This is a genomic window from Corynebacterium sp. HMSC077G07 (assembly GCF_001809225.1).
Classification (GTDB): domain Bacteria; phylum Actinomycetota; class Actinomycetes; order Mycobacteriales; family Mycobacteriaceae; genus Corynebacterium; species Corynebacterium jeikeium_D.
In genome coordinates this window covers 87220-109827 of record NZ_KV796521.1, presented here as the reverse complement: position 1 = coordinate 109827, position 22608 = coordinate 87220, and the positions used below count along the sequence as shown (strand labels likewise).

Here is a 22608-nt window from a genome sequence, read left to right as displayed (position 1 = left end):
CATTTTCGCTTCACGACGGCCACAGCGCCCCGACATCTCCCCTGCTAGAGGTGACTTCAGCGCTGCCAGCGAGCTGCTAGTGTCCGGCACCCCAGAAATCCACGGTGAGTTCGGCCAACCACCATGGATCAATCGTGCCGCACATCTCACGCGCCGAGTGCATGGAAACCATCGCAGCTCCGATATCAATGGTGTCGATACCCAGTCGCGTTGCAGTGATCGGGCCGATAGTGGAGCCACATGGCTTGTGGTTCGCAGAGACAAAATACTGCACCGGCACTTCCTGGCCAATGCGCTTGGAGGTTTCCGCTGCGATTCGGACAACCTCCGCCTGACCGGCCGCCGTGGTGGCGTAGCGCTGGTTGGCATTTATCTTCACCACTGGGCCAGCATTGAGTTCCGGCTGGTGCCCCGGCTCGTGTTCGCCTGCATAGTTCGGGTGCACACCGTGTGCGCCGTCGGCCGAGAGACAGATGGAACCGCGGTAGAGCTGCTGGGTGCGTTCCAGGTCTGCGCCTGTGGCCGCTGCGATGCGGGACAGAACGTCGGCAAGCAGTGGCCCTGCAGCGCCCGTGGTGGAGGCGGACCCAACTTCCTCGTGGTCGAAAGCGACCATGACAGGGATGGTGGTTGACGTGCTCCAGTTTTGACGGAGCAAGGTCTCGAAGGCGACCAGGGAGGAGTGGACGCTGAGCAGGTTGTCGAGTCGACCTGAAGCCAGGAACTCATCGTGAGCACCAAAGGTGCGCGGCTGCTGGGTGTCGAAGGAAATGAGGTCCCAGGCGACGATGTCGTCGATAGACAGTCCCGCAGCATCGGCGATGACCTGGTGCACATCGGTACCGAAGGTCTCCAGTCCGATGATCGGTGCAGTGTGATTCTGCTTGTGGAGCTTCAATCCCTCTTCGTTAACTGCACGATTGAGGTGGATAGCCAACTGCGGGATACGCGCGACCGGGCCAGTGCGAGCAAGGTGCTCATGGCCGTTTTTATCAATTACCCGACCAGCGAACTCGATTTCACGGTCGGTCCAGCTTCCCAACAACGCGCCGCCATAGACCTCTACAGCGACCTGCGCATAGCCTGCGGCGGAGGTGCGCGCGTTGGGCTTCATACGAAAACCGGGCGAATCCGTGTGAGAACCCACAATACGGAAACCGGTGAAATCGGCAGCCGGCGTCTCCGGGACGACCCAAGCAACGGCAGCGCCATCGCGACGCAGGACGTAGGCACCGGGCTCGCTTGGCCACTGCTCGTGCTCGTCGACGACCGTGGCACCGGCTGCACTCAGACGGTCAACGACCTGTTGTGCCGCATGAAATGAGCTTGGCGACGCAGCCACAAAATCTATTAAATCCTCAACGTGACTGAGCGCTGCCGCCGGAACGCTGCGCGATGCCGCGTCCGAGGTATCCGCCGAATCCGGGGACTCAGGGGTGGGTGCCGAAGAAATAGCCATAACCAAACTCCTACTTCACATTTGATTCCGGATTTCATTGTATTGGAGCCCACAACTGACCGTGACCGAGCATTGAGCCGGTCCACAGTGTGATGCAGCTTTCATGTTGGGAACGGTATCCACTTAGTCACTTTTGCCCGTTTTAACTCGATATCGGGCATATTCAGACATATAGTGGCAACCGCATCAAAGAAAACCATTTGAATACAGAACCTCTCAAACCGGAGTCCCGACCGGATTCCGACCACAGAAAGGGTTTATACCGTGAGCCTTGAAAACCTGTTCCCCCGCTCTTTCACTACCAAGCGCGCCTTTTTCTCTCAGCCGCTGCGCGAGGCTCTTACCCGCGACACCAGCAGTGACGCTAACGCAGTCCACTTCGGACACCAGGTTAAGAGCGCCCGAAACGAGATTTACAGCGACATGTCTGCCCGTGACATCGTCTCTATGCTGAGCCGCTAAATCTAGCGCTTCCTCAAGTCGAATAAGACCATTGGCTCTGGCTGAGGAAATTTCAATGTCTCCGCGGCAGCTAATTCACTGCCCAATCCAGCTCCAACCTCGCCTGCATCACCATCGCCGTACCGATGTACCGCAAACGCGTGGCAGCCACCAATAATGAGCATCAATGCCAGCGTCAAGAGCATCGCAGTAATCCCCGAGTACACAAATCCGCCGGTATACGGCGTAGCAGCAATCGGGTTTGTCACAGGGAACGTCAGCAGGACCACTAGCAACGCAATACCGATATACGGCCACTGTCTGGTCAATCGGGTCCGCGCCATGGCGGCCAAACCGAACACAGGCGTGACCAGCATCAACATGTAGTGGGTCCAAAGAATCGATGAGAATGTGGCTGCAATAAGCCACGCGCCGGTGATTAGAACCTCAAACCGGTAGACCGGGTTCAACCACGCAACTGCCGTGACCATCAACACCACGCCAAGCGCAATACACAGTGGAATCGTTTTCACGTGACTCGGATAATCACGAACCACTGTTACTAATAAATCAGGATTGCCCAGATCTGTGGCTAAAGTCGACGCCAACGACTGATTCGCACCACCGACCAAGACCGACGCACCAATGTCGTCGATTCGATCAATCCAGTCCGAAATAACCGGTATGTCAATGCGGATAAACATCCAGACCGCCAGTACCGCCGTGGTGGCCAGCGACCAGAGGGCTGCGCGCCGTCGATAAGCGAAAAAGAGCATCACGGCGATGAGCGCATACGGAGTCAATTTAATGGATGCGACGATGCCGAGGACGATGCCCGCGAGCCAAGGACGAGTGCGCGAGGCGGCAAGCCCATAGGCGACGCCCGCGACAATCAGCGGTGTCGTCTGACCAATCCAGAACGAATTAAGAGTGGTCGGCAGGGCGAATACGCATGCGGTAACCAGCGCTGCGATACCCCAGGGCATGGTCGACCGAAACCACAGGTGGTAGGAAGCTGCGACCAGGACCACAACGGCCATTCCGGAAAGAAACAGCAACCAAGCAACCGAGGTTTCAAAGCTCATGACGTGGGATATCGCTCCCAGAGCCTTTGCAAACAAAGGGTTTTGCACAAAGGGATGCGTAAATGGCGCAGACACTTCCTGCGCCAGGCGTGGCCAGACCTCTCCGCTCATGGCGGTGAAATCGATTGGATCGGCATCATAGAGATGGGACTCAAGTCCCCTGTCCATAAGTAGCCCGCCCACCCAGAGCGACGCCCAATCGTCCGGCTGGGTGCGGCCATTCCAGGCCAGCAGCGAGGCAAGACCACCGAGCAGCGAGACCAGCATAAGAGGCCAGCTCATCACAGGCGATTGCGTCAGCGCAGGGGCCTGATTGGGTTTGCGAACCCATATTTTTCGCGAGGCCCGCGACGGAGACTCCGCAACAGCACGTTGCGACTCCGCAACCTGTGACGATGCCCCATCCTGTGACACCGGTCCTTCTGCCCGACTATGCCGTCCCACGTTCCTCCTCATCGCTGGTAAGCGCCTCTATCTAATGTAGTGATTCCAATACGGCAGTGGTTACAACCCCACAAGAACCCGCAAGGTATGACGGCTTACTTTGAACGAAGTGCCAGGTGGACAACAATTGGCGGCCATGATGACCGGAGGGACTACCGGAACTGCGAGATAGTGCCGATGGTCGTGATCAGCTGATCGCCATCACTGTTGACAACAGCGGCTATGGGCATACGCTCCATCTCATCCGGACCGACATCGTAGCCCTGCGAGACCTCTGCCGTAATAATCTTTCCGGTCGGGCCGTCCTCAATGCGCGGATTACGAACGACCACATGAACCAGACTGAACTTCGCGGTGAAGTGAACTTCTCCGCGGTAGCTCTCCCCTTCGGCATCGCTGTTGTCATTGTCGCGGGTGAATGAGACAACACCGTCCTCAGGCTCTAGAGCACCGTTCTTAGCAGTGACTCCGCCACCCAGTGCGCCGAATACCTTCTCCAGCGCAGATACAGAAATTACTAAATCCTCGCTGGAGGGAGCCGGGGCATTCTTGCCCGGAGCATCCGAATAATTCAACGGAATATAGATTTCCTCGGCCTCATTAATAGAGCCGGCTGCCGGGTAGACGTAAATACCCCAGTTTTCACCAGCTGGGGTCTCTGGCGGGTCAACAACAATGCGGGCTTCAAAACTGCCGTCATCTGTCATCGGGGTAGCCTGACGAGCGATAGAACGCCGCATATCGACGCCCTGGTTCGGTATGGCCTCGAGAGTTCCGGCCGGCGTGACCCAGGCAATGTTGTCGTGTGGATGTTTCCGCGCCGAAGACGGAGCACCTTCACTTGGCTTCCACGAGTCTGGGAACGCACTGTAGAGAACGTAAACACCATTGGGCACACCCGGAGGAATTGGAAGCGGGTAACCACCACGGTTGGCCGACGGATTGAAACCACTGCCGCGAACAATAAGAACATCGCCGCGATGAACCGTGGCACCTTCAGCTGGTGTGCCGTCCTCAAAAGTGACAGTAACTTCCGGGGATTCGACATACTGTGAATCCTGCGGCTGGAAGTTCTCCGCTGGATTAATCACATTGGGAAAATTGTCCGGCACGATTGGCTTCGCAGTTTCAGCCATTGCCGGGGACACAAACGCCGAAAGAACCATGGCGCCGGACAGCGAAACCGCAGTCGCAGCTCTGCGCGCACCCCGCCCCACCGGTCGACGCACGTCTTCTCCAACCGTGGATGATTCAGAGCTGAATGAACGGCGAGTGTTGCGAGTGTTGCGAGCACCTGCGAGATGGCGGTGGGAATTATCGAAAGTCAGGAATCTCAGGCTGTGCATATAAGCAATGTACACCCCACTAGTTAGGTTTACCTAACGCCTTTATGAAGGTGCGCCTTACCCTCCCCCGTTTGAGGCTCAACACTGAGGCCGGCAGAAATAGCTGAAAACAAAAGAAAACCGCGGCCAAGCCCAATAGAGCTCGACCACGGCTTACTTCAGCAGCTTCTAAGACAACCAGCTACTCCGCGGTAATCGGCAGGTAGACGCGGCTCCCCTGATCAGCGAACTCCTGGGACTTCTCAGCCATGCCGGCCTCGATCGCTTCAACGGAGTCCAGGCCGTGTTCCTTCGCGTAGTCCTGTACATCCTTGGAAATACGCATGGAGCAGAACTTCGGACCACACATGGAACAGAAATGCGCAGTCTTTGCCGGCTCTGCAGGCAGAGTCTCATCGTGGTAATCCAGCGCAGTGTCCGGATCCAGAGCCAGTGCAAACTGGTCATGCCAACGGAACTCGAAGCGGGCCTTCGACAGCGCGTCGTCACGCTCCTGAGCGCGCGGCAGCCCCTTCGCCAAGTCGGCGGCGTGCGCGGAAATCTTGTAAGTAATCACGCCGACCTTGACGTCGTCGCGGTTCGGCAGCCCCAGGTGCTCCTTCGGCGTGACGTAGCAAAGCATGGCGGTGCCAGCCTGCGCAATGATTGCCGCACCGATAGCCGAGGTGATGTGGTCATAGCCCGGCGCGATATCGGTTGCCAGCGGGCCGAGGGTGTAGAACGGAGCTTCCTCACACCACTCCTCTTCCCACTTCACGTTGTCGGCGATCTTGTGCATCGGAACGTGGCCTGGACCTTCAATCATGACCTGACAGCCGCGGGACTTAGCGATCTTGGTCAGCTCGCCGAGGGTGCGCAGCTCAGCCAGCTGGGCTTCATCGTTAGCGTCGGCAATGGAGCCCGGACGCAGGCCATCACCGAGGGAGAACGTGACATCGTACTGCGCCAGAATGTCGCACAGCTCAGCGAAGCGGGTGTAGAGGAAGCTCTCCTGGTGATGCGCGAGGCACCATGCGGCCATAATCGAGCCACCGCGGGAAACAATGCCTGTCACGCGGTTGGCGGCCAGAGGCACATAGCGCAGCAGCACACCCGCGTGAACGGTCATGTAGTCCACGCCCTGTTCACACTGCTCAATGATGGTTTCGCGGTAGATTTCCCAGGTCAGCTTGGCCGGGTCACCCTTGACCTTCTCCAGCGCCTGGTAAATCGGCACCGTACCAACCGGCACCGGGGAGTTACGCAGAATCCACTCGCGGGTTTCGTGAATGTCCTTGCCAGTGGACAGGTCCATGATGGTGTCCGCGCCCCAACGGGTTGCCCACACCATCTTCTCCACCTCTTCAGAGATGGACGAAGTCACGGCCGAGTTGCCGATATTTGCGTTGATCTTGGTGGCAAAACGCTTGCCGATAATCATCGGCTCAGTCTCCGGGTGCTTGTGGTTGGCCGGAATCACGGCACGACCCGCAGCGACCTCTTCGCGCACAACTTCCGGATCCACACCTTCACGAGCGGCGATGAAAGCCATCTCCGGGGTGACAATTCCCGCACGCGCCCATGCCGGCTGCGTCTTGACCTTCGGTGCATCCTCAGAGCCCGCAACCGCCGGCACTGCCGGAGCCTTCGGCCACGAGTCACGAGTCTTAGCCAAACCCTCCTTCAGGTTCAGCTTCGGGTTTTCCTCGGTGTAGATACCCGAGGTGTCGTAAGCATCGAAGTGAGTACCGTCCGTCAGATTGATTCGACGAGCTGGAATCCGCAGGTTCGCCTCACCGAAATCGTTGCTAAACGCAACCTCGTCGTAATGCTTGTTACTGCGGTAAATCGGGCCAGTTGTAACCTCGCCCTCTTTCGGCGGAGCGGATACAGATACACGTGCGGCCATGAAGCAACACATCCCTTTCCTACGCTGGTATTACCCAGATTCAGGTTCGTCCGGTCGACGCTCGATTCCTAGCGTCCTCTCAGTGCCGGAATTTCGGTTGGCACTCCCGTGGTTTTGTAATGCGCCTCATAGTCTAACCAATCGTTCGGATTACTTCGGTCATTACACCCACGTTTGCCGCCAATGCTTAACGACGGCACGGAGAACACACCCTAAAGGTGCAGGTTGCGGCTGTGCAGCGGCGCTGTTTTTCGCGGCGACCGCGTTGTCCACACCCCTAAAAAGTTATCCACAGTCGGTCTATTTTTTCGGCTTCTCAGCAAGCGCAATTGTGAACGCGGTGTTATATCTTTCTCACACAAATTCTTTGGGGAGGGAAAATTGAAAAAGGCGACTACTGCCGCCCTAGTGTCAGCACTTCTATGGGGAGTAACGGGGACTAGTTGCGCATCGACCAAGGCTTCCGGCGAGGACGTTCAACCTGTCGGCGACAATGCGACAACCATCACTACTGACTCGGGCGTGACGTTACCTGCGGGTGTGCTTCCACCCAACAATCCGCCGGAGCCCGGTGATGCTCCACTTGGCCCCGATGGGCACTACAACTACGACGCACCCGAATTCGTCCTGACCAATCCGTGTGACGACCCTGAGATTATGGGGCGCTTAGACAGGCTGGGGTTCCGGGAGCAGTCTGAGGTTTCAGAACGAATTAAAGGTGTCAAACAAATAGGTTGCGGACTTCAAACAAGTCACATTTTGCCACTTGGCCTCTGGCACACATCGGTGGCCCATTCCCGGCTCGAGAACTATGACGCTCACCCCACTACACACCACTCGGAAGGCCTTCATTGGGTGACTTTCAAACAAACCAACCCGATTGGTCTCTCGTACTGCATTGCATCCGTAGAGACCCCGAAAGGCGCACTGGGTTTTATAACGCACATCTCAGAGGAAGAATCCACTGATTTCGATGAAACACTCTGCAAGCCCGCCAATGAACTTATGACCAATTACCTGGGGGAAATGTCTTGATTTCTGCAAATATTTCGACAATTGATCACGCAATTAGCGGACTAACTGGAGCAATCATGCTTCCCGGCTCGTCTATGACGATGCAGCCCAACTTGGCCGGCTACTCACAGGTTCCGTCACTCCAGCTGGTGGCGACAGAACACAGTCTCGCAATTTCCGGCAGTACGGGAAGCTCTGCCGCCGTCGGATTGTCTCTGGGCAAGCAGCTCACGTGGGCGCAAACAAATCTCGCTGACTTCCGTCGCGTGATTACTGAGCACGAATCCACCATGAATCGGATCCTTCGAAGCATTAACCCGTTCAATGGTGACGGTGCTTCCATTGCCGAAGTAGCGCGAACAAGCGGTGTATTTCAGCGTCGGCCAATGTTTGAAGCTGGAAGTCTCACTTTCGCGCCAGTCACACTTTCTGCGGAACTCGGTCTTGATGCGAAGTCCCTACTATCCATGTTTTCCTCGACAAACGACGGTGCCGTAGCCGAGGCAATCGCCTACTGGAACAACTTCGCCGAAACTATGACCACGTTGGCCAACAATCTAACCTCCATCTCATCCGGCTTGGTGTCGAGCAACAGCGGTGCTGTCTTCTCTGCTGCTGACTCAACAATGAAAGGTCTGGCCGCACGCGCAACCAGCATCGCCACCGCATCTGAGGTCATGGCCGGACACCTTGCCGTTTTGCCGTCCGTGAAGGCGATGGCCGTCAATGCACTATCGGCGATTGAGGCCGAGTCCAAGGCACTCCCAAACCCCGGCGCGCAGAAAGCTTTTGAACAGGCCGAGGTAGCTGCCTTTCTCTCTGGCCCGTATACCGCACAGCTACAGACCGCTATTCCTCGAATTCCTAACCTGGTTTCTGCCGATGCGGGAAGTGGCGTGACTGCCGAGGTTTCCGTTGGAGCCACAGTCGCCGGACGCTCGGGAACTAGCCAGTTCGGTCTTTCGCCTGCGGGGATGACTGGAAGCATGCAGGCCGCCAGCGCACCAGTTGGCGCCACCTCAACTGTTCCGGATTCTCCAACACCGCCATCCACAGCCGCGAGCACTTCCGCTCCTTCGCAGGTTCAACCGAGCACTTCGACTTTGTCGAACCCTACTAATCCGTCTGCGGCCCCTATACACCCCACATCCCCTAGCAGCCCAACGAGCTCCACAATCTCGCCAACTTCCCCGACCGGTACATCAGCGATGGCTCAGCCGAACGCGGCGAATCCAGCCATGGTCGCTCCTTCGGGCGCGAGCGGCCCACTTCAACGCACATCACCGCAAGGCGTTTCGTCTTACGGAGTTCACGGCAACCGACCGGCCGGCTCCCTCGGCGCAGGACGCACTGCGGGGCTCACACCAGCGGGCAGTATCCCGGCACTGCCGTCTTCTGGAAACGCAAGCCCCCGTCCACCGGCCTCGGGACTTCCGACTTCAAGTCTTGGACGTATGCCAGCGCCAACAGCGGGTCGCGGGATGGGAACCGGCTTGGGTGCCGGGGGCGCTGGGTCTGCCTTGCCAAATGCCTCGAACAGCCCTGCACAGCGCGGAAGTGGATTGATGACTTCCCTAATCAGTGCTCGCAACAGTGCTACTACCGGAGCTACGGGTGCTGCTGGCGGAATCGCGGGTACCGCTGCTGGAAACCGTGGTGCAGGGACTTTCGCGGCCACCACTGCGGGCAACCGTGGCGGACTGCTCCAAAAGGACTCCGCACCGTCGGCACGCAAACTGACAAATGTGGCCACCATCAGGGATAACGATGCCGGCGCTTTCGAGCAGAACGAATACCAGAAGGAGCTTTTCGGGGATGCGCCAATCACTATCCCGGCGGTGATAGGCCACAACGTCCGAGCGTAAAGCTCCGAGCGTAAAGTCAGCGCGTCCAAGCTGATCTTTACCCGCTCGGGCGCCACGGGGGATCGAACGGCGTCCGTGAATTCATACCTCAACAACGCCTTCAACTTAGACACTTTTTCACCGGCTCCTTGGTCGGGATTGGCGTACATCTCTTGAATTTTTAGGCCTAAATCGTCGCTCTCCAGAAGTTGTAACTAAACCGAACGTTCGTTACAGTTACTGGAATGACAAGTACCGATCACGCCACTTCCACGGGGGCTAATCCGCCCACTCCAGTCACCCACAGGTGGGTCTTCCTCGCTATCATCAGCGCCGGCCTACTACTCATCGGCATAGATAACTCGGTGCTCTACACTGCCCTGCCAGTTTTGCGGGAGCAGCTCCACACAACCGAGTTGGAGGGCCTGTGGATCATCAATGCCTACCCACTGGTGATCTCCGCCCTCCTCCTCGGCACAGGCACCCTGGGCGACCGCATCGGTCACCGCAAGATGTTTCTTGTGGGCCTGACAATCTTTGGCTTCTCTTCCCTGGCCGCGGCCTTTGCGCCGCACGCCTGGGCGCTGGTCATCGCCCGCGGCTGTCTAGGACTGGGCGCCGCGACCATGATGCCAGCAACCCTCGCACTGCTACGTGAGACCTTCCACCACCCTCGTGAACTTGCCACGGCTATTGGCATTTGGTCAGCCACAGCAACACTGGGCGCCGCCGCTGGCCCCGTCGTCGGCGGTTTCCTGTTGGAGCACTTTTGGTGGGGCTCAATCTTCCTTATCAACATCCCTGTCGTAGTTTTCGCAATCATTGGCACGCTGATTTTCGCTCCACCAAATCAGCCCAACCCAGCCAAACGCTGGGACTTTCTCACTAGCCTCTACGCGATGCTGGCCATGCTGGGTCTGGTTTCGCTTATCAAGGAACTCGCCGGCCATCGCTCCTCCACCGTCATCGTCGCAGCTATCGCCTGTGGGCTAGTGGGCGCGGTACTGTTTCAGCGTCGTCAGGCACGTCTTTCCGAACCCCTCATCGACTTTTCGGTCTTCCGTTCGCCGATGTTTTCCGGTGGCGTGCTGGCAGCAGCGCTTGCCATGTTTGTCCTGGCAGGCGCCGAATTGATGACGACGCAGCGCTTCCAGATTTCCGTAGGCTACACACCACTCGATGCGGGCTTGCTAGTTGCCACCGCGGCACTGGCATCCTTGCCAGTTGGTGTCATCGGCGGCATGGTGCTCCATCGAGTGGGTTTCCGCACGCTTATCACCGGCGGCTTCCTCCTCAACGCCGTCGGACTGGCAGGCATGTACTACGGCGTTTCCTCGGGCAATTTCTCGCTCATGATCGCGGGATTGATACTGCTCGGCGCGGGCGCAGGTTCTGTGATGTCGGTGTCGTCGACCGCGATTATCGGCTCAGCGCCGAGGTCAAAGGCAGGTATGGCGGCGGCGATGGAATCCGTGTCCTACGAATTCGGCACACTGATCACCGTCGCAATCACAGGCAGTCTCCTGCCTATGTTCTACGCACTGTTCACGCCTGTCGACGCCAGCATCTCGCTCACCGATGCACTTCACACGCCAGCGCTTAACGACGGCGCCCGCGCCGGCCTCGACAGTTCCTACCTGGCCATTTTGATTATCCTGGCTGTCGTTGCTGTCATTGCAGCGATTGCGACTGCGGTGACATTCCGCGGCAACCCGAAGGAGACTGAATATGCGCACGAGTAAGCGCACTGCCATCCTCGACACAATCGTTGAGATTATCGAGACAAGCGGTTTTTCCGAGGTCACCTACGAAAATGTCGCAACTCAATGCGGAATGAGTAAATCAGGGTTGATTTACCACTTCCCCTCCCGTGAAGACATGATCCGCAGCGTCCATGAGCACATGGCGCAGTTATGGGAGGAGGAGCTTATCGAAGCCGCAGGAGGACCTGCGGAGGAGGTATCCCCCGCCAACCGCCTACGCGCAAACCTCCAAGTCTCACTGGATACGGCAACGAGGGCCGAGCTACTCATGTCCATCGACTCCGCCGCCGAGCCGGAGCTGCGCGAGATTTGGACGCGCCTTTTGCGCCGGTGGAATCCGCCGGCGGAGAAGATTGCCACCGATGAGGAGGCCTGCATGGCCTACGTTGTCCAAATGATTTCCGATGGCCTCTGGGCTAACGACTACCTCAACGGCAATCAGCTCACGAAAGCGCAGCGCAAGGCAATCGCCGAAGCCGCGGCAAAGCTAATTCCAGAGTCGATGGAGTAGCCAGCTCTAGACGCCCTTGCGCTGAACGTCCTTGAGCTCGGAGTCAGTGGCCAGGCCGTAGTTAGCACCCGCATAGACGGCCTTTGCTCGACTCGTTCCGGCGAGCACATACTCGCTAAAGGACAGCACCATCGAGCCGAGCACATTCTTGGACGGATCATCCAGGTAGGTGCCGTGGTAGGAACCGGTGACTACCGCTTCCCAGGCAGGCCCTGCAGCATCGCGGTAACCACGTCGATCTGCATCAAAAGGAACGATGTCCTCGTGTTCCGCAATGGCAACTAGGCTCGGAATCTCCGGCGGGGTGGAGATTAACCCAGCGTCGGAAGGCCCTGGGTTGATGGCAACCAGACCGCGGGTGACCATATCGATACCCGCAGCCTGGAAGGCCTTATCCATCCTGTTGTTCAGGAAGATTGCGGAGCCACCACCTGCAGAGTGCCCGACCAGCATCGTGCGGGAGAAATCGATCTTGCCTGCAAGTGGCGTGGACTCGTCCTCATTGGCCGCTGCGGCCACGGAGGCTGCCAGCACCATCTGCGGCGCGAACCAGTTAGTGAAGTTGTAGCCAAGAGCCACGACATATCCGTGGCTTGCATAGAGTCGCGCTTGCGCGTCGTACATACCTGGCTCAGTACCAATGCCAGGGCTCAGAACCATCAGCGGCGCGGACTCCATGGAGTCGATATCCGCCGGGTAAATGAGCTGCGCGCCAACTGGGGAGGCGTTAGCCGATTCCGGCAACACGTCATAGCAGCCGGTGGTGCCGTGGAGACCGTGGAGGTCCCGCAGTACGCGGTTGTAGATGGTGTAGACGACACCATCACATGGCATTGCTTCACGGGTTGCGGCAACTGGGTGGGAGCCCATCGCTCCGAACTCCTTGCGCAGGTACCCCGCCTCTGGGGCGAACGGCTCGGTGATATAGCCACTTTCACCACCGGAGATGGCGCGGTTCACGCCACCCATAACATCCACCAGACCACCGCCAATTTTGTCCACGGTTTCCGAGTTCTGGTAGTCAACAGTGCTTTCACGTGCAGTGATGTCCGGCAGCTGGCCAATGCGCGGTGCCGCCTGCGCTGGCGCCTGTCCGCCGAGAACCACACCAGCTGCGAGCGAGAGAGCAACCACCTTCGAGAACGTGCGCGCCCGCCCTTGACGGGATGCCGACACGGTCTTTCCGGCCGCCCTTAGTGAACCAATCATCGTTTTCCTTAACTCTTGCCAAGAACCTAGGAATACGAATTTACCTAATACGTAAATACATACGTAAAGAAAGAAATAGCCTCCCCCATCTTTCACCCCTCAAACAATCATTCAGAGCGCTGAAAATGTTCACTCTCGCCCAAAATTAACACCACCACCCCCATTTCCTACCCCCTTTCCACGAGTGCACAAATTCAGAAAACCCACCTCACCACCGTTACCCACATATTTTTATTACCTTTTTCCACAAACGCCTCCGCTGCCTCCCTACCAGCGCATACCTTATTGACACCAAGGACAAAGTGGCCACGCCCACACTCACTGTTAACCGACAACCGAGTGCGCATGGCCCTTAATAAAACCCCGAACAGAAAAGAACTCCCACAATGAGAATCGGCATCCCTTTAGAACCCGATCCCCAGCAAACAATTGTGGCTGCGACCCCGGAGACCGTCGGCAAACTCGTCAAGCTTGGCTACGAGGTCGCCGTGCAGGCTGACGCCGGCCTGGCTGCTAAGTTCACCGACGCGGACTACGAATCCGCCGGTGCCACCATTGTCGACGAGTCTGTCTGGCACAGCGATATCGTCGTAACGCTCGACACTCCGCCGGAGCAGTTCCGTGCACTGCTTAACGACGGTGCCATGCTGATCAGCCGACTTGCGCCAGGCCGAAACGAAGAACTGGTCGAAGAACTCGCGCAACGCAACATCACTGCCCTTGCTATGGACGCAGTTCCCCGCATTTCCAGGGCACAGTCGATGGACGTGCTGTCGTCGATGGCCAACATCGGCGGCTACCGCGCAGTAGTCGAAGCGGCTTCTGCATATGGTCGCCTTTTCACTGGTCAGGTGACTGCCGCAGGCAAGATGCCACCAGCTACCGTTTACGTCATCGGCGCTGGTGTCGGCGGACTTGCGGCGATCGGTACGGCCAACTCGATGGGCGCGATTGTCAAGGCAACAGACCTGCGCCCTGAAGCCGGTGAGCAGGTCGAATCGATGGGTGCAGAGTTCATCCCGATTCCGGCCGCCGCCGAGAAGTCCGAGGATGGCTACGCCAAGGAAATGACCAATGATCAGGCTGCCGCTGCCGCGAAGCTCTACTCCGAGCAGTCCGCGCAGGCTGACATTGTCATTACCACCGCGAATATCCCTGGCCGTCGCTCTCCACTGCTGCTGACTGCTGCCGATGTTGCAGCTATGAAGCCAGGCAGCGTCATCGTCGACATGGCTGCCGCCGGTGGCGGCAACTGCGAGATGACCGTTCCAGGCAAGACCATTGTCACTGACAACGGTGTGACCATCATCGGTTACACCGACCTTGCAGGACGTCTGCCCGCGCAGGCATCGTCGCTGTACGGCCAGAACATTTTCAACCTGTTCAAGCTGATCACGCCGGAAAAGGATGGCTCTCCAGTTCTCAATCTCGAGGACGAGATTATCCGTGGCATCACGGTGACAAAGGCTCGCTCACAAAATGGCGCCGGCGCTACCGGAGCTGAGATTCTCTGGCCACCACCGCCAATCAAGGTCGCTGTCACCCCTGCTGCCCCACTGCAGGAGCAGCAGGCTCACCAGGCCGCATTAGAAGAGAATGCGCCGGAGAAGGTTTCCTTCATGGGATCTGGCCTGGGCTCGAAGATTGCTCTGGGCCTGACGGCACTGCTGGCAATTGTGGTTATGCTCAGCGCACCGCACAGCGTGAGCGCCAACTTCATGGTTCTCACCTTGGCTATCGTGCTTGGCTTCTACGTAATCTCCGCGGTCACGCCGCGCCTACACACACCGCTGATGTCTGAGACCAACGCGATTTCCGGCATTGTTCTGGTGGGTGCGATTCTCCAGGTGGGAAGCTCCAACCTGCTGGTTTCCGGTCTCGCGTTCGCGGCCATCGTGGTTAGCTCCATCAATATCTTCGGCGGTTTCGCCGTCACCGACCGCATGCTTGGCATGTTTGTGAAAGAGGAGGCATAAAGTCTAATGGCTAGCATTGATACTGCTTCGCTTCTGGACTGGACCTACCGCCTGTCCAACGTCGGCTACATTGTCGCCGCCGTCCTGTTCCTCGCTGCCCTCTCGGGCCTGTCCAAGCCGGAGACCGCTCGCCGCGGTAACTCCTTCGGTATCGCCGGTATGGCTGTAGCCGTCGTCATTGCCATCTTCCAGGCACTCGTGACCGCAGACACCAAGCCGGATACTCACTTCTCGCCGCTGATTACCCTGATTCTCATCGTTGTCGCTATCGGCATCGGTGGTGTCATCAGTATCAGTCGCGCACGCCGCGTTGCCATGACTGGCATGCCGCAGCTGATTGCACTGTTCAATGGTCTGGTCGGACTCGGCGCTATCTTCATCGGCTTCAACTCCTACATCTTCGCCGAAGATGTAGCCCCCGATGCCCTGAAGTTCCACTTCGGTGAGGTCTACATTGGCGTCTTCATCGGCGCTGTGACCTTCACTGGCTCCATCGTCGCAGGCCTGAAGCTGTCTGAGAAGATCAAGGGCTCGCCGCTTCTGCTGCCGGGCCGCAACGCTCTGAACATTGCCATTCTGGTGGTCACTCTGGTTCTCCTGGCTGTCTTCATCGCAACCGGCACCGAGGGCGGCGCCATCGCATGGGCATGCATGGTTGCAGTGACTGCTTTGGGCCTGTTCTTGGGCTGGCACCTGGTCATCGCCATCGGTGGCGGCGACATGCCGGTTGTCGTGTCCATCATGAACTCGTACTCCGGCTGGGCCGCCGCTTTCACCGGTCTCATGCTTGGCAACCCGCTGCTCATCATCACTGGTGCGCTGGTTGGTTCCTCCGGCGCCTACCTGTCGTACATCATGTGTGAGGCCATGAACCGCTCCTTTGCCAACGTTATTCTGGGTGGCTTTGGCTCCGAGGCTTCGTCGGGAAGCGCCGTGGAAGGCTCCCACACCGAGGTCAGCCACGAGGACACCTCCGAGATTCTGCGTGACGCAGACAAGATCCTCATCGCTCCGGGCTACGGTATGGCTGTGGCACAGGCTCAGTACGCTGTTGCTGACCTAGTCCGTAACCTGCGTGAGGCCGGCAAGGAAGTGGTCTTCGGTATCCACCCAGTCGCTGGCCGCCTGCCGGGTCACATGAACGTGCTGCTGGCTGAGGCCAAGGTTCCCTACGACATCGTGCTGGAGCTGGACGAGGTCAACGATGACTTCGCTGATGTGGATGTCACCCTGGTCATCGGTGCAAATGACACCGTCAACCCGATGGCAGAGCAGCCGGGCTCCCCGATTGCAGGTATGCCGGTGCTGAAGGTGTGGGAATCTGAGCGCGTGATTGTTCTCAAGCGTTCGATGGGTTCGGGTTACTCGGGCGTGCAGAACCCGTTGTTCTTCAACGAAAACACCGACATGCTTATCGGCGATGCGAAGGCCAGCGTCGACTCTCTGAACCGCATCCTGGCGAGTTCGAAGGTCAACGCTTAAAACTTCAGGCAAGCAACGCCGTACAAATCGGAGCCTAGGCGATTAATTCCTAGGCTTCGCCACGGGCTGCATCACGAACCATCGTGATGTGCTCAATGCCGGCTTCTATGAAGGTCTCCCCGATCTCATGGAAGCCGGCTTTTGCGTACACAGCCTTCGCCTGCGTCTGGGCATGCAGAATCAGCCCCGTATCTGGGTGGTCAGCGATGACCTGCTGCAGCAGTTTCGAGGACAACCCCCTACCCCGGCTCGCAGCATCGACGACAACTCGGCCGATGGTGCGCGGGTAGCTCGTCGAGAACTCATCGAGCGTGTCAATTACACGCAAGTACGCAATAATCTTGCGGGAGTCATTGTCGTCGCGGATGAAATAGTGCTCTGCGGTAGCTTCCAGGTCGCGCCAATCCATTTCCGGCTCTGTACAGGACTGCTCAAGATAGAACACATCGGTGCGCAGTGCCGAGATGGCATAAACATCCGTCGCGCTGAGTTGAGAAAAGGAGGCGTGTTCAATCATGGTGGCTGATTTTACTGCGAAGAACGGTGTGACGCTCATAGCTGGCAAACGTAGTGGCGCACCATCGCGCAGAATGAAGCCGCAGACCTATACCGCCCGCACCCGGCGGAATTGTACCTTCGCGCCGGGCACCAATTGCCCGGCCCTCGACAATGACGGCTCCGTCAACACACCAATGACCGGATATCCACCCGTCGCCGGATGATCAGGACCGAAAATAATCGGCTGCCCCGATGCGGGCACTTGTATCGCACCGGGGACCATTCCCTCGCTTGCCAACTCATGGGTGACCTGGCGCTCAAGAGTAGTCCCATTCAGCCGAAGTCCGACGCGGTTGGCCTCTTGCGTCACGGTCCATGTCTCGTGAAAGAAATCACTGACGCTTTCCCGCGTAAACCAGTCCGCCCGAGGGCCAGGAACAACATCTAAGCGCGCAGCCTCGCTCGACCAATGAGGCGCGGGATAAATTGCGATTGACGACCCCGTCGAATACTCCGGGTCGCCGACCTGCAAGACCTGACCGGCCTGCAAAGGCGCTGTGCCGAGCTTGCCGAGCGTATCGTATGACCGCGAGCCCAGCACTTCCGCGACATCGATGCCCCCTCGAATCGCGACGTACCCGCGAAGACCTGCATCGAAGGTACCAAGCCGCACAATTGCCTTCGCCCCGACCACAATTCGACTATTCATCGAGGTCTTGATGACCTTGCCATCCTGCTCGACAGTCACCTCACCGTGGGCTCCTGCGAAGGATATGATTGCTCCCTCCGCTACTTGGAACTCCAACCCGCCGACGACGCACTCAAGCACCGCCAGGCTTTCTTCGTTGACAACCATCCGGTTAGCAGCTGCCGCGGACTCGTGGTCGAACGCACCGGAAGTACTCACGCCCAGGCTGCCTTGCCCTGCACGGCCCAAGTCCTGAATCGTCGTCAATATGCCGGGTCGAATAATCTCGATAGAATTCTTCATCTCTTCCGCCCCCTTTTTCTACGCCGCACTCACCGTAGAAGTCGCTTCAAATTGCACCTCAACCCCGGGCTCAAGCAGCGCCGGATTAGGCCGATTCAAGTCCCACATCTCCACATCTGTATGTCCCAAGAGCTGCCAGCCACCGGGCGAATCGATGGGATATACACCTGCGAATTGGCCCGCAAGTCCGACGGAGCCCTTGGGAACTCGAGTGCGCGGCGTCGTAAGGCGGGGAATATCAAGCGGCTCTGGCCACCCCTGACCGCTCCCGCGCACCATGTAATAAAAGCCCGGCGCGAATCCACCGAACGCGGCCGTCCAAGGGCGTTCGCAGTGCCAATCGATTAACGCTTGAGGGCTCATCCCAAGGCTTTGTGCCAAGGACTCAAGGTCCGCGCCGTCATAGTGAACGGGAATCGTCATTGTTTTTCGCTTGTCGACGGTCTGCCTCTGCGCATTGTTGCCCCGCAGCGCGGTTTCTACTGCGCCGAGGTAACGACGAGCCGGTCCGCGAAAGCGAAGAAGGAGCGTTTGGGCTGCAGGTACCCTGTCAACGAGTCCCTCAATCTCAGCCGCAGCAGAGTGTGCACGAAGTACCTTCGCCAACGGATTGGCCGATGATGAATAGTCGATAAGCAGCGCATTTGTTCCCATAGGGCGAATCTCGGCCATGGCGGTGCTGATCCTTTCTTTCTTGCGGGGTTGAAAAACTGCGGTTGATAAGACCGGTGTGCGAGTCCGCGCTATACGTGGGCAGCGACGGTGACTCCGGCGTCGACGAGCCCTTGGCGAATCATACGGGAGAGTTCGACCGCACCAGGGGTGTCTCCGTGCAAACAAATAGAGTCAGCCTGCACGGTCAACGGTGAACCGTCGTAGGCGACGATTGGTTCCCCGCTAGCCATTGCAATGACGCGTTTGACGACGGCATCGGGTTCTACAATGACCGACCCCTCGAGTACTCGGGACACCAGAGTTCCATCGGAGTTGTAAGCGCGATCTGCAAAAGCTTCCCTAATCACAGGGAGGTCCGCGTCGAGGCTGAGCCGTTCGATGACCGACCCCGGCTGCGCCATAATGGCAAGCTCATCTCCGCAGGTGGAGCGAGCGAGCAGGAGCGCCTCCACCACTGCAGCGGCCTGATTTTCATCCACTGCGATGCGGTTGTAGAGGGCACCGTGGGGCTTGACGTAGGAAACTTCGGTACCCACCGCCCGTGCACATGCCGAAAGTGCACCAATCTGGTAGACGGTTTCGGCTCGCAATTCTCGATGTGAGTAATCCATGCGTCGTCGTCCGAATCCGGCGAGATCGCGGTAGGCGACGTGCGCGCCGATGCGAATTCCGCGCACGGCAGCTGCCTCACAGGTCTCCATCATGACGCTAGCGTCACCCGCGTGATACCCGCAGGCAATATTGGCACTGGTCGCAATGTTCAGCAGAGCGATATCATCACCCATCTTCCACGAGCCGAACGCTTCCCCAAGGTCAGAGTTGAGATCGATAGTGGCGCCCATAAACGTCACCGCTCCTTCCAAGTAATAATGCTGGTCTTTGTACCGTTGTTATGTTGGTTCTCATCTGAGCTGTGCGAGAAACCGGGGGGGGATTAGCCGAGCATTTCAAACACACCGCCGAATGAGCGCCACGCCAAGAACCAGGCGACTGCGACACCCAAGATTCCGATAGCCGCCAACCACTTCGGGTACTTGTAACCATTCATGAGATCCGCACGGAACAGCGCGATGTAAATCAGCACAGTAACGCCAATTGGAAGAACCAAACCATTGAAGGCTCCGGCGAAAACCAACAGCGTCGCTGGAGCCGTACCGATGACACCGAAGAGCAGCGTGGAGATTGCAATTAGGACAATGGTGATCGTGTTTTGAGTCTTGGCTCCAGCACCCGAGGAACGAGTCAGAAATGTTGCTGAGGTGTAGCTGGCACCCACAATCGACGAGATTCCCGCAGCCCACAGGACAACGCCAAAGAAGCGCATACCCCAATCTCCTGCCGCAGCTTGGAATGCCTCTGCAGCGGGGTTTCCATCCGTATTGAGGACCACGCCACCCGCAACCACTCCCAAGACAGCTAGGAAAAGGAGGAAACGCATGATGGCTGTGACGATGATGCTCGTAACAGATGAGCGAGTGGTCTGTGCGAGGTTCTCTACACCGCCGGCGCCAGCATCAAGCATGCGGTGAGCGCCAGCGTAAGTAATGTAACCGCCAACAGTGCCACCGACGAGCGTGATGATTGCCAACAAATCAATCGTGTCGGGCATGACCGTGTTCTTCAGTGCTTCCCCTACTGGCGGGTTAGAACTGAACGCCACAATTCCAGTGACCAGAATCATCACGACACCGAGCACAACGAGTGCCTTGTCCAGCGCCATACCCGCCCGCCGGGAGAGGAAGAAGCCAATGGCGAGGATTGCAGTAACAATGCCGCCAATCTTTGCGTCCACGCCCAACATCGCGTTCGCACCAAGTCCAGCACCGCCGACGTTGCCAATATTGAAGACCACACCACCGATGACAATGAGAATTGACATTAACCAGCCCAGCCCCGGAAGCACGGCGTTGCCGAGCTCCTGCGCGCGGCGTCCAGAGACAGCAATCACTCGCCACACGTTGAGCTGAATCGCGATATCAAGAAGCACCGAGATCACAATGGCAAAGGCGAAAGCCGCGCCAAGCTTGGCCGTAAAGGTTGCGGTCTGGGTGAGGAAGCCCGGCCCGATAGCACTGGTCGCCATCAGGAATACGGCGCCGAGGAGTGCCGTTCGCCGCGCCTTATGGGCAGATGTTGAAGCGTCCATAGCGTAAGGCCTTTCCCTACAAGTCTGACGATTCCCACGTTGAAGGATTCCTACGTTGAAGATCGCCTGCACAGAGATTGTTGAACAATGTCTCGTATGTTAATTGGTGATGGCCGCCACACAAAAGTGCTTTAGTAGTCTGTATTACATGACTACCCCCGGAAACATCCTCGACGATCAGACCCGCACGTCCTCTGGGGAAAAACAACAAGACGTTTCAGTAGCGGATGTCACCGCAACTGTCCTGCGCCGAGAGATTCTCGCCGGAAAGCACTATAGCGGCGAGCAGCTCCGTGAAACCCAACTTGCTGCGCGACTGCAGGTCAGCCGCAACACCATCCGACAGGTCTACCGCAAGCTGGAATCTGAGGGGTTACTCACTCATATTCCTCATCACGGCGTTTTTATAGCCTCCTTCGACAAACAACGCATCCGCGAACTGTATGCCTTTCGCCATGTCGTCGAATGCGGAACACTGCGATCGCTAAGCAAGAGCCAGGCAAAGCTCCTCGGCGAAGAGATTCTTTCTATTTGTGGTTCACAGTCATCATTGAACCTTCCCGAACGGAATAATGCCTTTCACCTCGCCATCGTCAGAGCTTCCGGGTCCCCCGACCTGTTAGCCACCGCCGAATCAATTCAGGCCCAACTCCGTCTTTGCTTCCTCTCCTACCCCCAAAGCATCGAACTCCATGCCCGATACGCCGATCGCCACATCAGTATCGCCAAAGTTCTCATCGAGGACACCCCAAACCACGCCGCCGACCTCCTCAGCGCCTACCTCAATGAGTCGTTCAGTGCCGTCACCGCTGCCCTCCCGCTTGCCGACCGTTGATAATTAGCTGCTAGGACTACAGTGATGGACATGGCAGCAAATTCAGGCAACGCATACGCAATGACCATTCCGGAGTTCGGCCCCGCTGACATTTTCACCAGGACACTTATCGATCATGCTCAGCCCGGTCCCGGCGAAATCCTGGTCAAAACCACAGCCATCGGCGCGAATCCGCTGGACTACAAGATGCGCGATGGCTCTTCCGGTCTGTGCACAAAATTCAACCCTCCCGCCGTCCTCGGACGCGAAGCCGCGGGTGAAGTCGTTGCCGTCGGCGAAGGTGTGGACAGCTTCGTCCCCGGCGACCGTGTCTTCGGCATGCGCGGCTTCGACGACTTCCGCGGCACCTACGCAACGCACAACGTCTTCCCCGCCGACGGTGTGGTCCGAACGCCCGATTCGCTTGACGACGTTACCGCTGCGGGTCTTGCCCTAGTGGGAATCACGGCGACCGTCGCTGTCGAGCAGCTTGCAAAGGTAAAAAGCGGTGACACCGTACTCATCCATGGTGCAGGTGGCGGTGTTGGCCAGCTGATGACACAGCTGGCGGTTGCCCGTGGCGCAACTGTGTTGGCCAGTGCGTCGTCACGCCATCATGAAAAACTAGTGGGCTTTGGCGCGCAGCATATTGATTACACAGCGGAAGATGTATTCGAGGCTGTGCGCCGGCGGTTCCCCGAGGGCGTTGATGTTGTGCTCGATGGCGTGTACTTCGACACTTTCCTCCCCTCGCTGGATGTGTTGGCATCGGATGGTCGGATTGTGGCGCTGCCTTCACTGGCCGACCTGACACCGGCGAGGGAACGTGGCATTGAGGCACACATTCCGGCCATTTCGAATGACACGACTATTTATGCCGACCTGGCCGACCGCGTGGTTGCCGGTGAGATTTCACTTCCTATCGGCCTGACTAAGAATCTCACCGAAGTCGCGGAGGTCCACCGAGTATTGGAAGACGGGCACGCTGACGGCAAGATTGTGATGACCGTCGAGTAAACCAG

At 58.0% G+C, this 22608-nt stretch carries 18 protein-coding genes and 1 riboswitch; of the genes, 8 read left to right on the top strand and 10 right to left on the bottom strand.

Annotated elements, in window-relative coordinates:
- Window positions 1-76: 76 nt before the first annotated feature.
- The gene (locus HMPREF2562_RS01615) at window positions 77-1459 is read right to left on the bottom strand and encodes a M18 family aminopeptidase (protein ID WP_070549482.1); all 1383 of its coding nucleotides are present in this window, start codon (window positions 1457-1459) and stop codon (window positions 77-79) included.
- A gap of 264 nt (window positions 1460-1723) precedes the next feature.
- Here HMPREF2562_RS01615 and HMPREF2562_RS01610 point away from each other — a divergent pair, with 264 nt between their 5' ends.
- Window positions 1724-1921 carry a hypothetical protein gene (locus tag HMPREF2562_RS01610; protein WP_048732933.1) on the top strand — a complete coding sequence of 66 codons (198 nt, stop codon included), beginning with the start codon at window positions 1724-1726 and terminating at the stop codon, window positions 1919-1921.
- A 2-nt stretch (window positions 1922-1923) separates the two neighbouring features.
- On the opposite strand, the gene HMPREF2562_RS01605 is transcribed toward HMPREF2562_RS01610, so the two are convergent.
- The 3 genes from HMPREF2562_RS01605 to thiC form a co-directional block, all read right to left on the bottom strand.
- Complete coding sequence (locus HMPREF2562_RS01605) at window positions 1924-3267, bottom strand: glycosyltransferase family 87 protein (protein WP_246819315.1); 1344 nt, start codon at window positions 3265-3267, stop codon at window positions 1924-1926.
- A gap of 314 nt (window positions 3268-3581) precedes the next feature.
- A complete protein-coding gene (locus tag HMPREF2562_RS01600) occupies window positions 3582-4775 on the bottom strand; it encodes an HtaA domain-containing protein (protein WP_246819314.1) in 1194 nt (397 codons plus the stop codon).
- A 181-nt stretch (window positions 4776-4956) separates the two neighbouring features.
- A complete protein-coding gene (gene thiC, locus HMPREF2562_RS01595) occupies window positions 4957-6663 on the bottom strand; it encodes a phosphomethylpyrimidine synthase ThiC (RefSeq protein ID WP_070549478.1) in 1707 nt (568 codons plus the stop codon).
- Window positions 6662-6783: riboswitch (TPP riboswitch) on the bottom strand. (Overlaps the previous gene by 2 nt.)
- 911 nt (window positions 6784-7694) lie before the next feature.
- Between thiC and HMPREF2562_RS01585 the strand changes: the two genes are divergently transcribed.
- The 3 genes from HMPREF2562_RS01585 (at window position 7695) to HMPREF2562_RS01575 (ending at window position 11795) form a co-directional block, all read left to right on the top strand.
- Window positions 7695-9542, top strand: coding sequence for a hypothetical protein (locus tag HMPREF2562_RS01585; protein WP_070549476.1), 1848 nt, complete (start codon window positions 7695-7697; stop codon window positions 9540-9542).
- Window positions 9543-9766: 224 nt separating this feature from the next.
- Window positions 9767-11263: an MFS transporter gene (locus tag HMPREF2562_RS01580; protein ID WP_070549474.1), complete on the top strand. Its 1497-nt coding sequence runs from the start codon at window positions 9767-9769 to the stop codon at window positions 11261-11263.
- On the top strand, window positions 11250-11795 hold the full coding sequence (locus tag HMPREF2562_RS01575; protein ID WP_049172688.1) for a TetR/AcrR family transcriptional regulator: 546 nt from the start codon (window positions 11250-11252) through the stop codon (window positions 11793-11795). Before HMPREF2562_RS01580 ends, HMPREF2562_RS01575 begins: the two co-directional genes overlap by 14 nt.
- 6 nt (window positions 11796-11801) lie before the next feature.
- Here HMPREF2562_RS01575 and HMPREF2562_RS01570 read toward each other — a convergent pair whose 3' ends face one another.
- Window positions 11802-13004: an alpha/beta hydrolase gene (locus HMPREF2562_RS01570; protein ID WP_070549472.1), complete on the bottom strand. Its 1203-nt coding sequence runs from the start codon at window positions 13002-13004 to the stop codon at window positions 11802-11804.
- A 386-nt stretch (window positions 13005-13390) separates the two neighbouring features.
- Between HMPREF2562_RS01570 and HMPREF2562_RS10865 the strand changes: the two genes are divergently transcribed.
- Together HMPREF2562_RS10865 and HMPREF2562_RS10860 are read left to right on the top strand one after the other, a co-directional pair.
- Window positions 13391-14980 (top strand): Re/Si-specific NAD(P)(+) transhydrogenase subunit alpha, encoded by a 1590-nt coding sequence (locus HMPREF2562_RS10865; RefSeq protein WP_070549470.1) that lies wholly within the window; start codon window positions 13391-13393, stop codon window positions 14978-14980.
- Window positions 14981-14986: 6 nt separating this feature from the next.
- Entirely contained in the window at window positions 14987-16462 is a 1476-nt protein-coding gene (locus HMPREF2562_RS10860) for an NAD(P)(+) transhydrogenase (Re/Si-specific) subunit beta (RefSeq protein WP_070546438.1), read from the top strand.
- 49 nt (window positions 16463-16511) lie between these two features.
- Here the strand turns inward: HMPREF2562_RS10860 and HMPREF2562_RS01555 are convergent, their stop codons facing one another.
- The 5 genes from HMPREF2562_RS01555 to HMPREF2562_RS01535 all read right to left on the bottom strand — a co-directional run bounded on the left by HMPREF2562_RS01555 (window position 16512) and on the right by HMPREF2562_RS01535 (window position 20772).
- A complete protein-coding gene (locus HMPREF2562_RS01555; RefSeq protein WP_070549467.1) occupies window positions 16512-16979 on the bottom strand; it encodes a GNAT family N-acetyltransferase in 468 nt (155 codons plus the stop codon).
- Window positions 16980-17066: 87 nt separating this feature from the next.
- Window positions 17067-17951, bottom strand: a complete 885-nt coding sequence (locus HMPREF2562_RS01550) for a 5-oxoprolinase subunit C family protein (protein WP_070549465.1) — start codon at window positions 17949-17951, stop codon at window positions 17067-17069.
- Between the two features lie 18 nt (window positions 17952-17969).
- Window positions 17970-18623, bottom strand: coding sequence for a 5-oxoprolinase subunit B family protein (locus tag HMPREF2562_RS01545; RefSeq protein WP_049172678.1), 654 nt, complete (start codon window positions 18621-18623; stop codon window positions 17970-17972).
- Window positions 18624-18694: 71 nt separating this feature from the next.
- Window positions 18695-19468 (bottom strand): LamB/YcsF family protein, encoded by a 774-nt coding sequence (locus tag HMPREF2562_RS01540; RefSeq protein WP_049193632.1) that lies wholly within the window; start codon window positions 19466-19468, stop codon window positions 18695-18697.
- 92 nt (window positions 19469-19560) lie between these two features.
- Window positions 19561-20772 (bottom strand): NRAMP family divalent metal transporter, encoded by a 1212-nt coding sequence (locus HMPREF2562_RS01535; RefSeq protein WP_049193630.1) that lies wholly within the window; start codon window positions 20770-20772, stop codon window positions 19561-19563.
- A 148-nt stretch (window positions 20773-20920) separates the two neighbouring features.
- Between HMPREF2562_RS01535 and HMPREF2562_RS01530 the strand changes: the two genes are divergently transcribed.
- Complete coding sequence (locus HMPREF2562_RS01530; RefSeq protein ID WP_070549497.1) at window positions 20921-21607, top strand: GntR family transcriptional regulator; 687 nt, start codon at window positions 20921-20923, stop codon at window positions 21605-21607.
- A 30-nt stretch (window positions 21608-21637) separates the two neighbouring features.
- A complete protein-coding gene (locus tag HMPREF2562_RS01525) occupies window positions 21638-22603 on the top strand; it encodes a quinone oxidoreductase family protein (RefSeq protein WP_224783800.1) in 966 nt (321 codons plus the stop codon).
- Window positions 22604-22608 lie beyond the last annotated feature (5 nt).

Excerpts from the sequence above, each read along its gene's own strand:
- HMPREF2562_RS01600 (WP_246819314.1), bottom strand. The coding sequence starts at position 4,775 with ATGCACAGCCTGAGATTCCTGACTTTCGATAATTCCCACCGCCATCTC.
- HMPREF2562_RS01605 (WP_246819315.1), bottom strand. The coding sequence starts at position 3,267 with ATGAGCTGGCCTCTTATGCTGGTCTCGCTGCTCGGTGGTCTTGCCTCG.
- HMPREF2562_RS01530 (WP_070549497.1), top strand. The coding sequence starts at position 20,921 with ATGACTACCCCCGGAAACATCCTCGACGATCAGACCCGCACGTCCTCT.
- HMPREF2562_RS01540 (WP_049193632.1), bottom strand. The coding sequence starts at position 19,468 with ATGGGCGCCACTATCGATCTCAACTCTGACCTTGGGGAAGCGTTCGGC.
- HMPREF2562_RS01575 (WP_049172688.1), top strand. The coding sequence starts at position 11,250 with ATGCGCACGAGTAAGCGCACTGCCATCCTCGACACAATCGTTGAGATT.
- HMPREF2562_RS01555 (WP_070549467.1), bottom strand. The coding sequence starts at position 16,979 with ATGATTGAACACGCCTCCTTTTCTCAACTCAGCGCGACGGATGTTTAT.
- HMPREF2562_RS01615 (WP_070549482.1), bottom strand. The coding sequence starts at position 1,459 with ATGGCTATTTCTTCGGCACCCACCCCTGAGTCCCCGGATTCGGCGGAT.
- HMPREF2562_RS10865 (WP_070549470.1), top strand. The coding sequence starts at position 13,391 with ATGAGAATCGGCATCCCTTTAGAACCCGATCCCCAGCAAACAATTGTG.
- HMPREF2562_RS01550 (WP_070549465.1), bottom strand. The coding sequence starts at position 17,951 with ATGAAGAATTCTATCGAGATTATTCGACCCGGCATATTGACGACGATT.
- HMPREF2562_RS01580 (WP_070549474.1), top strand. The coding sequence starts at position 9,767 with ATGACAAGTACCGATCACGCCACTTCCACGGGGGCTAATCCGCCCACT.
- HMPREF2562_RS01570 (WP_070549472.1), bottom strand. The coding sequence starts at position 13,004 with ATGATTGGTTCACTAAGGGCGGCCGGAAAGACCGTGTCGGCATCCCGT.
- HMPREF2562_RS01545 (WP_049172678.1), bottom strand. The coding sequence starts at position 18,623 with ATGGCCGAGATTCGCCCTATGGGAACAAATGCGCTGCTTATCGACTAT.
- HMPREF2562_RS01525 (WP_224783800.1), top strand. The coding sequence starts at position 21,638 with ATGGCAGCAAATTCAGGCAACGCATACGCAATGACCATTCCGGAGTTC.
- HMPREF2562_RS10860 (WP_070546438.1), top strand. The coding sequence starts at position 14,987 with ATGGCTAGCATTGATACTGCTTCGCTTCTGGACTGGACCTACCGCCTG.
- HMPREF2562_RS01535 (WP_049193630.1), bottom strand. The coding sequence starts at position 20,772 with ATGGACGCTTCAACATCTGCCCATAAGGCGCGGCGAACGGCACTCCTC.
- thiC (WP_070549478.1), bottom strand. The coding sequence starts at position 6,663 with ATGGCCGCACGTGTATCTGTATCCGCTCCGCCGAAAGAGGGCGAGGTT.